The organism is Oceanobacillus jeddahensis (genome assembly GCF_000750635.1).
GTDB classification, from domain to species: Bacteria; Bacillota; Bacilli; order Bacillales; family Amphibacillaceae; genus Oceanobacillus; species Oceanobacillus jeddahense.
Map to the genome: position 1 here is coordinate 22,008 of NZ_CCDM010000006.1, position 12,959 is coordinate 34,966.

At 37.7% G+C, this 12,959-nt stretch carries 10 protein-coding genes; all 10 read left to right on the plus strand.

Features of this window, described 5'->3' with window-relative positions:
- The first annotated feature begins 27 nt into the window (after positions 1 to 27).
- Positions 28 to 1,617: a beta-N-acetylhexosaminidase gene (gene nagZ / locus BN986_RS21025; RefSeq protein ID WP_040983900.1), complete on the plus strand. Its 1,590-nt coding sequence runs from the start codon at positions 28 to 30 to the stop codon at positions 1,615 to 1,617.
- Positions 1,618 to 1,824: 207 nt separating this feature from the next.
- Positions 1,825 to 3,438, plus strand: coding sequence for an extracellular solute-binding protein (locus tag BN986_RS21030; RefSeq protein WP_040983902.1), 1,614 nt, complete (start codon positions 1,825 to 1,827; stop codon positions 3,436 to 3,438).
- Between the two features lie 442 nt (positions 3,439 to 3,880).
- Positions 3,881 to 5,500 carry an extracellular solute-binding protein gene (locus BN986_RS21035; RefSeq protein ID WP_040983904.1) on the plus strand — a complete coding sequence of 540 codons (1,620 nt, stop codon included), beginning with the start codon at positions 3,881 to 3,883 and terminating at the stop codon, positions 5,498 to 5,500.
- A gap of 80 nt (positions 5,501 to 5,580) precedes the next feature.
- Entirely contained in the window at positions 5,581 to 6,528 is a 948-nt protein-coding gene (locus BN986_RS21040; RefSeq protein ID WP_040983906.1) for an ABC transporter permease, read from the plus strand.
- A gap of 13 nt (positions 6,529 to 6,541) precedes the next feature.
- A complete protein-coding gene (locus BN986_RS21045; RefSeq protein ID WP_040983908.1) occupies positions 6,542 to 7,429 on the plus strand; it encodes a carbohydrate ABC transporter permease in 888 nt (295 codons plus the stop codon).
- Between the two features lie 43 nt (positions 7,430 to 7,472).
- Positions 7,473 to 8,090 (plus strand): YesL family protein, encoded by a 618-nt coding sequence (locus BN986_RS21050; protein WP_040983910.1) that lies wholly within the window; start codon positions 7,473 to 7,475, stop codon positions 8,088 to 8,090.
- A gap of 25 nt (positions 8,091 to 8,115) precedes the next feature.
- Entirely contained in the window at positions 8,116 to 9,264 is a 1,149-nt protein-coding gene (locus tag BN986_RS21055; RefSeq protein ID WP_040984487.1) for an exo-beta-N-acetylmuramidase NamZ family protein, read from the plus strand.
- Positions 9,265 to 9,416: 152 nt separating this feature from the next.
- The gene (locus tag BN986_RS21060) at positions 9,417 to 10,292 is read left to right on the plus strand and encodes a MurR/RpiR family transcriptional regulator (RefSeq protein WP_074435728.1); all 876 of its coding nucleotides are present in this window, start codon (positions 9,417 to 9,419) and stop codon (positions 10,290 to 10,292) included.
- Positions 10,293 to 10,356: 64 nt separating this feature from the next.
- Positions 10,357 to 11,313 (plus strand): GNAT family N-acetyltransferase, encoded by a 957-nt coding sequence (locus BN986_RS21065; RefSeq protein ID WP_316244937.1) that lies wholly within the window; start codon positions 10,357 to 10,359, stop codon positions 11,311 to 11,313.
- A 411-nt stretch (positions 11,314 to 11,724) separates the two neighbouring features.
- Complete coding sequence (locus tag BN986_RS21070; RefSeq protein ID WP_040983914.1) at positions 11,725 to 12,696, plus strand: C-terminal binding protein; 972 nt, start codon at positions 11,725 to 11,727, stop codon at positions 12,694 to 12,696.
- Positions 12,697 to 12,959: the final 263 nt, after the last annotated feature.

Sequence of the window (12,959 nt, forward strand, 5' to 3'; positions counted from 1 at the left end):
GTGCAATCGAATAAAGGAGGATGTTTCGTGAGTAATAAGAAGTTAGCAAGAAAAATTGGGCAGCTGCTCGTTGTCGGATTTAATGGAAAAGCAATAACGCCCGAAATAAAAGAATTAATTCATGATTATTATGTTGGTTCCATTATTTTGTTTAGCCGTAATATCGGAGAGCCAGAAGAGGTACTTCAATTAACTTCCAGCTTACAAAAAGAAGCAAAAGCCGCCGGATATGAAAAGCCATTATTTATTTGTCTGGATCAGGAAAACGGAGTCGTCAGCAGAATGCATCAAGGCATGACAACATTTTCAGGGGCGATGGCGCTTGGCGCGACAGATGAACCGCAATATGCGTATGAGGTCGGTTTAGCAACTGGAAGAGAATTAAAAGCGTTGGGAATCAATTGGAATCTGGCACCGGTCTTAGATGTGAATAATAATCCGCAGAATCCAGTCATCGGTGTTCGTTCTTTCAGTGCAAATCCTCAAAAGGTTGCAGAATTTGGAGAAGCAATGATGAAAGGATTGCAGGATGCAGGGGTGATGACATCGCTAAAGCATTTTCCAGGTCATGGTGATACAAGTGTAGATTCCCATTTAGATTTACCAGTGATATCTCATGAGATGGACCGGTTAGAAAAAGTGGAATTAGTTCCATTTACAGCTTGTATTCGAGCTGGTGCAGATTCTGTCATGGCTGCACATGTTTATTTTCCTGCAATTGAACCGAAAGCAAATACGCCTGCAACCTTATCGAAGCAGGTTTATGTGAAACTTTTACGTGAAAAGTTAGGATTTCAAGGAGCGATTACAACGGATTGTATGGAGATGAAAGCGATATCAAATACCATAGGAACAGAAAAAGGAGCAGTAAAAGCATTGCAGGCAGGTACTGATTTTGTCATGGTTTCTCATACGTATCCTGTTCAAAAAAGAACGATTCAAGAAATTACCGGTGCAGTTGAAAGTGGAGCATTGTCTGCTTCTAGTATCGAAGCATCGTTTCAGCGTATCCAGTTGTTAAAAGAAAAGTATGCAACTTGGAATGGCACTTCATTATCAGATAAAGAAGAAACCTTACAAATTGTTGGTTCCAAGGAACATCATCAGTTAGCTCGGAAAGTATATAGAGAAAGTGTCACAATGGTTCATAATGATCAACTATTGCCATTAAAAAGAGATAAGCTGCGGAAAGTACTTGTGCTGGAACCAGTTCAAGGATCTATGGCATTAGTAGAAGATAAAAAAACGCAACAGAAATCACTTGGATCCGCGGTAAGAGAATATATTCCTCATGCGACTGTGAAAGTGTATGACGAAAATAAACTGAAGCAGGAAACGAAAGAACTCTTTTATGCTGCCAAAAACGTGGATTATATCATTTTAGGAACAGTGACCGTGACAGAAAATAGCCCTGTTATCACGTTTGTTAATCAATTAGTAAAAGAAAATAGAAATATTATTGGAGTCGGTATGCGGAACCCATATGATTTTCATTTTCTAAACAAGCTGCAAGCCTTTATCAATACCTATGAATTTAGTTACCCTGCATTACAGGTTGCCGCTGGAGCTATCTTTGGCAAAGAAAATGCCAGAGGTACACTCCCGGTAGAAATTTGATAGAAACAATTTAATAGTTGAATTGTTTATCAGCTACAAAGGAAAAAGTACGAAAGGAGGAGGGAAAGTTGATTTAAAAAGAAGTGCTGAAAGTAAAAAATACTGTTCACTGTAAGATAGATTAAGCGTAGTAGCTGCATAAATATCTTGCGTTTTTAATCTAAAGGTGGATAAAAAAGAAAAAAATAATATGGGGGAGGTTTTTGAGTGAAAAAGAATAAAAGAATCTTATTTCTATTATGCATCTCTTTTTTAGTCGTACTGGTTGCGTGCAGTAAGAATGAAAAAGAAGATGTCGGGGGAAGTGAAGAGGCGCTCGAAAATCTGAATCAAGAAGGTATGCCGATTGTGGGGGAAGAAATTACGATTGATGTATTTGCAGGGAAAGCTGCTTCAGCGGCTGATGATTGGAATGATGTGCCTTTATTAAATGAATATGAAAAAATGACGAATATTGATATGAACTGGAATCAAGTTCCGGTTGATGGATTAGAAGAAAAAAGAAATTTGGCACTGGCTAGTGGGGATTTACCCGATCTTTTCTATGGTTCTTATATGCCTAATTCCGATTTATATAAATATGGCGAACAAGGGATTTTTATCCCTCTTAACGATTTGATTGATGAATACGCTCCAAACATCAAAGCCTATTTAGAGGAATATCCCGAGATTAAGCAGGGAATCACGTTTCCAGATGGAAATATCTATGCTATCCCTCGGTTAAGAGATCCAGAATCTCCGACATCTTTGATGGATGATAAACCATGGATAAATCAAGACATCCTGGATGAGACAGGGATGGATAACCCGGAAACCACGGATGAATTCTATGAATATTTAAAAGCGGCAAAAGAATTATCCGTTGATGGTAATGAAGTTATTCCATTTAGCAGTGTATCGATGGATCGTTTATTTCATTGGTTAACTGGTGCATTTGGTGTTTCGAATAAAGGAATTTTGCATCCTTCCATTGATGAAGACCCGGAAACAGGAGAATTACGTTTTTACCGTACAGCGGATGAGTATAAACAATTGCTTGAATACATGAACAAACTATATACAGAAGGCTTGATTGAACAAAATATCTATTCCATTGAAGTAGACCATTTTCTCGCGAATGGGGCAGAAGGAAAATATGCAGCGATGAACTTCTTCAATCCGAAAGATTATTTTGGAGAAGAAGTGGGCGGCCGCTACATTCCTGGTAATGCACTAGAAGGTCCGAATGGAGATAAGCTGTTTACCTCCGTGATTTCACCCGTAAATAGTTTGGGGCATTTTTCCATTACTAATGTCAATGAAAACCCAGAAGCAACCATTCGTTGGATTGACTATTTCTGGAGTGATGAAGGAGCGAAGATGTTCTTCATGGGGTTAGAGGGTGAAACATATGAAGAAACGTCGGAGGGTCCAGAATTAACGGAAGAAATCACCAATAATCCGAATGGATTAACGGTACAAGAAGCATTGGCGCAGTATATCATTAATCCAGGCGGGGGACATCCAGTGATTGAAAATCCAGAGTATTCGACAGCTCCAGAGTTTCAGCCTGAAGATCTCGAAAATGCAGAAAACATGGCTCCCTATCTCATTGAAGAGCCTTGGCCATTTTTCTTCTATGAAGAAGAGGAACAAGCAACCTTGGATGCTTTAGGAGCGGATATTCAAAAGTACGTTGCTGAGATGGAGGCACAATTTGTTACAGGGGAAACATCCTTTGATGAATGGGACGATTATGTGAAAACCTTAGAAGAGATGGGCCTTGATGAATATATGGAAATTCAAAAGAAAGCACTTCAACGTTATGAAGAAGGACAGTAGATAAATAGCCTCATTATAAAACGAAACTTCATTCAGTGGGAGTTTTTCGACGCACAACTCTTTACGATGGGGCGAGTAATCACAGCTCCAGCAGTCTCAGGACTTCGCGAACTTAGTCTGCTTCCTTCATTCTCCCACTGAATTAGCCTTAGTGATTCAGGGAGCTAGCTCACCTGATCTCCCGCCTAAATACATTTATTTTCGCTCTTTATTTTGAGGCGGGAGTTTTACGGGCGGTTCTCCGTGATAAAAATAGGCATTCGTTAACCGAAGACTTAAAAGCAGATTTTGCTTTCTTAGACCCTCTTTATACTTTTGAGAGCAATTTCTGGGTGAATGCCTAAGTTCTGCTTATGCAAATAGGGGAGTTTATATTTTTCTATTTGCTAAGTGGGAAGGGAATCACTTTCTCTATCCACTTTATAAAAGGGAGGTATTTCCTGTGAAAATTAAAAAGAAATTCATTATGTTAGCAGCTGTGCCATTAATTGCCCTATCTGCGTGTAATAACGACGACAAGGAAGAGATCGGCGGTAGTGAAGAGGCACTAAATAACTTAAATACGGAAGGCATGCCAATTGTGGAAGACACGGTTGAATTAGAGATATTTGCTGGTAAAGCTGCAACAACAGCGGATGATTGGAATGATGTTTTACTTTTGAATGAATATGAAGAAATGACAAATATGGATATAACATGGAATATGGTGCCGGCAGATGGATTGGAAGAAAGAAGAAACCTGGCTCTTGCCAGTGGAGACTTGCCGGATGTTTTCTATGCTGCCAATTTGCCTATTTCTGATGTTCAAACATATGGGAGTCAAGGAACTTTTATCCCTTTAAATGATTTGATTGAAGAATATGCGCCAAATATTAAAAAAGTTTTAGATGAAAATCCAGATATCCGGAAAGGAATCACGTTCCCGGATGGAAATATTTACTCCATTCCGACCGTATATTCACCAGATTTTTCATCCTTATTAATTGGTGCTAAAGGGTGGATGAATGGAGATTGGTTGGAACAATTAGATATGGATAATCCAGAAACAACCGAAGAATTCTATGAATATTTAAAAGCAGTGAAAGAAACTGATTTAAATGGGAATGGAGAAAATGATGAAATTCCATTAAGCAGTGTAGCGGAAATGTCCCGCATTATTCACTGGATCTCAGGTGCATTCGGCGTTCAAAACCGCGGACAGCTTCATACCTTAATTGATAGTGATCCAGATTCAGGTGATATCCGTTTTTATCCTATTGATGATCAATATAAAGAAATGTTGAAATATTTAAATAAACTTTATGAAGAAGAGCTGATTGAGCAAAATATTTATTCATTAGAGGTTGATCAGCATTTAGCTAATGCGGCAGATGACCGTTATGGTGCTGTACAATTCTATAACCCGATGGAATTATACGGAAAAGAAATAGGAGAACAGTTTATTCCAGGCAATGCATTAGAAGGTCCAGATGGTACAAAAATGTACACGGGAATTACGTCTCCTGTTCTTTCATTAGGAAACTTTCTGATCACAAGTGAAAATGAAAATCCGGAAGCGACGTTAAGATGGATTGATTATTTCTGGAGTGAAGAAGGCCAAAAGATGTTCTTTATGGGGATTGAAGGAGAAACATACGAAGAAACAGAAGAAGGCCCGAAACTGACAGAAGAAATAACGGATAATCCGGATGGATTAACACTGACGCAGGCTTTGGCTGAATATATTATCAATCCGGGTGGCAACCATCCTGTCATGGTCACAGATGAATACTTTACCGGTTCGGAGAATGCACCAACAGATGTAGAAGCTGCGGAACAATTAGAACCGTACTTAATTGATGAAATTTGGCCGGCGTTTACGTATACCGCAGAGGAAAATGACCGTATCGCTGTATTAGAAACGGATTTGCAAAAGTATGTAGAAGAAATGCAGGCAGGTTTTATTACAGGGGAGAATGATTTCTCTGAATGGGATGCATATGTGGAAACGATTAAAGAGATGGGCTATGACGAATATATGGACATTCAAAAAGCTGCCTATGAGCGCTATAAAGAAAATTAAAAGCTTTTTAGATTGTAACGGTTCACTTTATCAGCGGTTGGGTGTCAATCCATCCGCTGATAAATAAAGGGGGTTGAAGAATGAAGGGAGTAAAAAATGATGTTTCTGTACCAGCCCAAAGTAAATTTTATCAAGTGAAAAAGAACTTCGCCCGAAATTGGCAAATATATGTCTTCTTGCTTCCAGCCATTACGTACTTTATCATCTTGCATTATATACCGATGTATGGTGTGCAAATTGCTTTCAAAAACTTTTTTGCCAATCTTGGAATCTGGGGAAGCCCTTGGATCGGATTCGATCACTTCGAACGCTTTTTTTATTCCTACTACTTTTGGAGACTGCTTAAAAATACTCTGGCTTTAAGCGCATATCAATTAATTTTATTCCCATTACCTATTATTCTAGCACTCTCTCTACATGAAGTGAAAAATAGCATATTTAAAAGATGGGCTCAGACATTAACCTATGCTCCGCACTTTATTTCTGTTGTCGTTGTTGTCGGAATGATTGTCATCTTTTTAGATCCTACAACAGGCTTAGTAAATCGTCTGATTGTTGTTTTTGGCGGGAGCCCGATTGATTTTCTAACAAGTCCAAGCTGGTTCAGACATATTTTTACGTGGTCTGGCGTATGGCAAACCCTTGGGTGGGGATCGATTATTTATCTGGCAGCTTTATCCGGTGTTAATCCCGAATTACATGAAGCGGCAAAAGTGGATGGCGCATCACGGCTGCAGCGTATTTTCCACATTAATATACCAAGCATTCTACCGACGATTGTTGTGTTATTTATTCTAAATATTGGCAGCTTTATGACAGTCGGTTTTGAAAAAGTATTACTCATGCAAAATAATTTAAATGCAAAAACATCCGATGTGATTCAGACATTTGTGTATCAAACAGGTCTATTGGAAGGACAATACAGTTTTGCTGCGGCAATCGGACTGTTCGATTCAGCAATCAATATTGCATTGTTAGTCGTATTTAACTATACAGCCAGAAAGGTAAGCGGGAATAGTCTATGGTAAGGAGGGTTGAAAGATGAAAAGATTTTCCCTGTCGGATAGAGGATTTGATCTGATTAATACGATATTTTTGTTAATTATCTTAGTTTTGATTGTCTATCCTTTGGTCTTTGTTCTAAGTGCTTCTATCAGTGATCCGCAAGCAGTCAGCTCAGGCAGGATGTGGCTCTGGCCAGTCGATATTACATTTAAAGGATATGAGCGCGTCTTTGCAAATGATGCAATTTGGATAGGTTATAAAAACACCATTATTTATACAGCGGTAGGTACAGCCATTCATTTATTTGTTTTATTGCCTTGTGCATATGCACTATCCCGTAAAGAATTAATGGCTAAGAAATTTATCCTTTGGTTTATTTTATTTACCATGTTGTTTAATGGAGGACTAATTCCTACTTACCTTGTTGTTCAATCCATGGGGATGCTGGATACGATGTGGGCTATTATCATTCCGAATGTTGTAGGAGCCTGGTCTATTTTAGTCGCTAGGGCTTTTTTTCAGCAAAGTATTCCAGACCAATTAGTAGAAGCGTCCAAAATTGATGGAGCCTCTGATTTCTATATTTTTATACGGGTTGTATTACCGCTATCTTTGCCGATTATTGCAGTTATGGCACTGTTTCATGCAGTCAATTTATGGAACCAATATTTTAATGCTTTGATTTATTTATCGGATCGTGATAAGTATCCATTGCAATTAATTTTAAGAGAGATTCTTGTTGTGAATCAAATGCAATTGAATGATCCGGGCGGGTCAGCTGAATCGTTGGTGGATCAGGTGAAGACAGCTGGTCTTATCAAATATGCAGTGATTATTGTATCATCGCTGCCATTATTATTAATTTACCCATTTGTGCAACGCTTTTTTGTACAGGGCGTATTAATAGGGTCCATTAAAGAATAAGAGAAACCGGGAAGGATTTTTGAAATAGACGGGAGGGATGGCGATGAATGGCTTTGTTGCCGGATATTATCGTTTTGCTGTATGGATCACGAGGTTTGCTTATCTCAATTTACTATGGATTGCTTTCTCGCTGCTTGGGTTGGGTCTACTTGGATTCTTTCCAGCTACGGCAGCAATGTTTGCGGTGGTACGGAAATGGATTGATGGAGAGAAAGATATCCCTGTCTTTTCTGTTTTTTGGAAGTCTTATAAAAAAGAGTTTTTGAAAATTAATGTGTTGGGGTATATTCTGGCTGGAACAGGTTATCTCATGACAATAGAATTTCAAATTTTGCGGACTCAAGAACATATCGCGTATACGATGGCCAGCTTTGCGGTTGTTGGTTTGTTTTTGTTATTAGCTGTGATTACGCTTTATCTTTTTCCGCTTTTTGCACATTTCCAATTACGATCACTGGACTATATTAAATGGGCATTATTTATTGGAATCGGACACCCTTTATTAACGATATTTCTACTTGGGATTGTCATTGCACTCATCTATCTTTCGTTTGTTACCATCCCTGCTCTACTCTTTTTCTTTGGTGGAAGTGTAGTTGCATATATCCTCATGTGGGGAGCACATTTAACTTTTGAGAAAATAGAAGAAAGTCTCGCATAACTTATGCATGGAGGTGTAAATATTGGTGCGTTTAGGTCTGGATGTATTTTTAGAAAAGGGATATAAACGGGTGGAAGGACTTCGGGTAGGCCTGGTTACGAATATGACAGGTGTAAACGAAAAACTTCAACCATCCATCGATTTATTTGCGGAGCATCCGGCAATCAACCTGGTTGCTTTGTATGCTCCGGAACATGGCATACGCGGAGACGCGAAAGAAGGAGAGAAAGTATCCTCTTCCAGAGATAATGCAACAGGACTACCTGTCTACAGCTTGTATGGGCAAACGAGAAAACCAAGTCAAGAAATGATAGCAGATGTGGATGTACTTGTATTTGATTTACAGGATATTGGCTCAAGATATTATACGTATATTTATACGATGGCTAGTGTCATGGAAGCGTGTATGGAATATGGTAAGAAGTTGATTGTTCTTGATCGGCCTAACCCTGTTTCCGGGATAAATATGGAGGGTAATTTGGTAGAACAAGATGTACGCTCTTTTGTTGGATTACTTCCAATTCCAAATCGTCACGGCATGACAGTGGGGGAATTGGCGTTATTATTTAAAAATGAGTTCGCTTATTCATGTGATCTCTCTGTCATACCGATGGAAGGGTGGAAACGCAGGATGTATTTTGATGATACAAATTTATTCTGGGTTCCTCCATCCCCCAATACACCTGTAATTGATATGGCTATTTTATACCCGGGAACCTGTCTTATCGAAGGGACGAATGTATCAGAGGGAAGAGGTACAACCAAACCATTTGAATGGATTGGAGCTCCTTTTATAGATGGGCAGAAACTTGCGAAAGTATATAATGATAGAAGTCTGCCTGGAGTGCTCGCCCGCCCTATTTCTTTTGTTCCTACTTATCAAAAATATAAAGGTGAAGTCTGTAACGGTGTCCAGCTTCATATTGAAAATCGCAATACACTCCATGCTTTACAGGCAGGTGTCGCTTTAGTGGAAACAATCGCAACGATCTATCCAAATCAATTCCAATTTATCCAAAATGAAAATGAAAAGTATTTCTTTGATCTACTGGCAGGTACCAAACGGTTAAGAAAATATATCTTAGCTGGAAAAGCGGTACGCTATTTGGAAGAAAGTCAACAAGAATTGGATGAATTTAATAAAACAAGAAAAAAGTATCTATTATATCGTTAAAGAATCATTATGAAGTATATCCTTTTCAGTTCAACAGGAGTTTGGGACATGAATCTATACAGAAAATATAAACAAATGTAAGTTTCCACCTTGAAAGCTTGATTATAAGCTGGTTTTTCTAAGAAGAGAGACAAAGAAATGAGTTGATCCTATTGCCTTTTATAAACGGAGGAATAACGAGAATTAATGAGATGCTTTCAAGTCTCCCGCCATCTGAAAAGAAGATAGCTGATTATATTTTAAAAAATCCGGAAAAAGCAATTTCGTTAACAGCAAAGGAGCTTGGAAAAAGAAGTAAAACAAGTGGAGCAGCCGTGATTCGCTTATGTAAGTCTTTGAATCTGAAAGGTTTCCATGATTTGAAAATCCGTATCGCAGGTGATTTACAAAGAAAAGAAGAATACGGTTTTCGTGATATTGATCCAAATGAGACAACTTTATCTATTATTGATAAAATGACGAATAACAGTATTCAAACAATCAGGGAAACAGCACATTTACTCGATATGGATCAACTGCATACAGGAGTTCAATTAATGAATGATGCATCCAAAATTTTGTTTATTGGTGTTGGTGCATCTGGAATGATTGCTCGGGATGCGGTGCAAAAGTTTATTCGGATTAATAAAAATGCATATGTCTTTGAAGACATGCATATGGCAGCGACTTTCGTTGCCAATATGGGTAAAAAAGATGTTGTTTTTGGAATTTCTTTTTCTGGAGAAACTGTTGAAATTGCTAATATGCTTCACCTTGCCAAAAAAAGAGAGGTAAAAACGATCAGCTTGACAAAATACGGAAAATGGCCTGTTACGGAGCATGCAGATATAAAACTGTATACATCTACGACAAGAGAGCCTATTTTCCGAAGTGGAGCTACATCATCCCGAATAGCACAGCTGCAGGTCATGGATATTTTATTTATGAGCGTCGCTACATTACAATATCCTGTTACAGTGAAGCATATTGATGAAACAAGAGATGCGGTTGATTTTTTTAAAAAAGGAAATGAAAAGATAAAGAAATGAATAAGAGTTGTTACAGTAGTAATCATTGTGTTACTAACATTATAAAAAAGGTAGGGAGCAATCGATGATGAAATTGGAGACATGGAGTGACCACCGAATAGATGCACTTGTTCAATTATGGAATCAAGAGATTGGATGCGAATTTCCAATGCGAAAAGAGTTATTTCAACAAAATAGTTTCAAGGATGAAAATATATGTAAACAAGCTTCAGCTATTGCTGTGGATGACAAAGAACGTGTAATCGGATTTGTGATTGCCAAAAGATATCGAGAAAATCTGGATGTCGGTATAAGTAATGAAATCGGTTGGATTCAGGTACTGCTTGTGAAACAGGACCAGAGAAACCAAGGAGTAGGCTCAACATTATTAGCAAATGCTGAATCGCAATTACAGAATGATGGTGTAAAACAAATCCTGCTGGGACGCGATCCGTGGCATTATTTTCCTGGTATTCCAGTGGAATTGGAGGAAACGAAAGCCTGGTTTGAACATAAGGGGTATAAAAACACTGGTACAGAGCATGACATGATTCGAAAATATAGCATAAATGATAAAATAGAACCCCCAAATATAGAAGGTATAGAATGTAGCGTTTTAGAGCTGGAGGATAAGAAATTATTTCTTGATTTTTTACATCGCTGTTTCCCAGGAAGGTGGGAATATGAAGCAATTCATTACTTTCAAAATGGTGGCACAGGAAGAGAATTTGTGATTCTGAAAAAAGGTCAAAAAATTATTGGGTTTTGCCGAATGAATGATGCAAAATCAAATTTAATCGCTCAAAATGTTTATTGGGCTCCTCTATTTAAAGAAGAATTAGGCGGGATTGGACCTTTAGGAGTGGATGAAAAGGAAAGGGGCCAGGGATATGGCTTAGCTGTTGTTGAAGCAGGAATCTATTATTTAAGAAAACGGGGTGTTTCCCGTATTGTGATTGATTGGACGGGGCTGGTAGCATTTTATAATAAGTTAGGATATAACGTTTGGAAAACGTATTCTGCTTATAATAAAGATATTTAATTACTTATTTATCGATTGTTTTATTCATCTCAGGCTCTTAAAGAGAAAAGTAAAGAAATAGGAATAACTCCTTTTTTATCACGGAGAACCGCCCGTAAAACTCCCGCCACAAAATAAAGAGTAAGAATGAATTTATTTAGGCGGGAGATAACGGGCGCTAACTCCCTGAATCACTCAACTAATCATTCAGTGGGAGAAGGGCGAAAACTCCCACTGAATGAAGTTTCGTTTTATTAGGACATCATTTCAGGCACCTCTTCCCGTATACCAAGGAAGAGATGTCTGAAAATCAGTTGATTCTTTTTTTAGCAATTAATCACAAAAATACCTTCATGGAAAAGCTTGTTTTTATTATACTATATGAGTGATAATTGAATGTATAAATTGATTTACCAAGGAGGTCATAACAGAATGACATTTAGAATTTTATTTTCAGATTATGATTACGCTTCCGTAGAAATAGAGGAAAAGGTTATCCGAAAATCTCTTCCTGATGTTGAATTTATCCATGCACAGTGTAAAACAGAAGAAGATGTTATCGAGGTTGCTAAAGGAGTAGATGCAATTATTAATCAATATGCTCCGATTAGCCGCAATGTTATTGAAAAATTATCAAATTGTAAGGTTGTAGCTAGATATGGAGTAGGAGTTAATACGATTGATATAGATGCAGCAGCTGAGAAAAATATTACAGTTTGCAATGTAACGGATTACTGTTTAGATGAAGTATCAGATCATGCGATGACATTGATATTATCGTTAGCTAGAAAAGTGACCTTGTTTAACAATCAAGTAAAAGAAGGGGATTGGGATTTTAAAGCTGGTTCCCCAATTTTTCGTTTGAGAGGTCGTGTACTAGGGTTATTAAGTTTTGGAAATATAGCGAAAAAAGTAGCGGTGAAAGGACAGGCTTTTGGACTGAAGGTAATTGCCTACGATCCATTTATACCCACGGAAGTAGCAAAAGAATATAATGTTGAACTGGTAGAGTTAGATGATCTATTACGTCGAAGTGATTTTGTTTCTATTCATACCCCGTTAACGAATGATACTCATCATATTATTGGAGCAGAACAATTGAAATTAATGAAAGAAGAAGCGTTTATTGTTAATACTTCCAGAGGTGCATTAATTGATGAAAAAGCCTTGATTCAAGCTTTACATAATAATGAAATAGCTGGTGCAGGATTGGATGTACTAGAGGTAGAGCCAATCCCAGTTGATAATCCATTACTAGAAATGGATCAAGTACTTATTAACCCACATGCAGCATGGCACTCTGTTGAAGCACAAGAAGAATTAAAAACAAAAACAGCTCAGAATGTGGCAGATGTTTTAACAGGGGTTGAACCTAAATATATTGTTTATCCCGGGAAAAAATAAAATGAAGATACTGAGGCTTGAATAAAGATCAGTAAAAACAGAAAAAGTGGCTTTCTACAATTGAAGTAGAAAGCCACTTTTTAGATTGTATGACAGATGGTTATTTTAAAGTTATACCTTACCAAAACAGCATTGGAAATATTTTGTGAATATCTAATAGAACCTTGTCAAATGAATGAAGTAATAACTTTCATTTATTTGTTGAAGCTTGTTAACTTGCTTGTAATTTTTCATTTTACAGTTGTTATTTAAAAAAAGACATG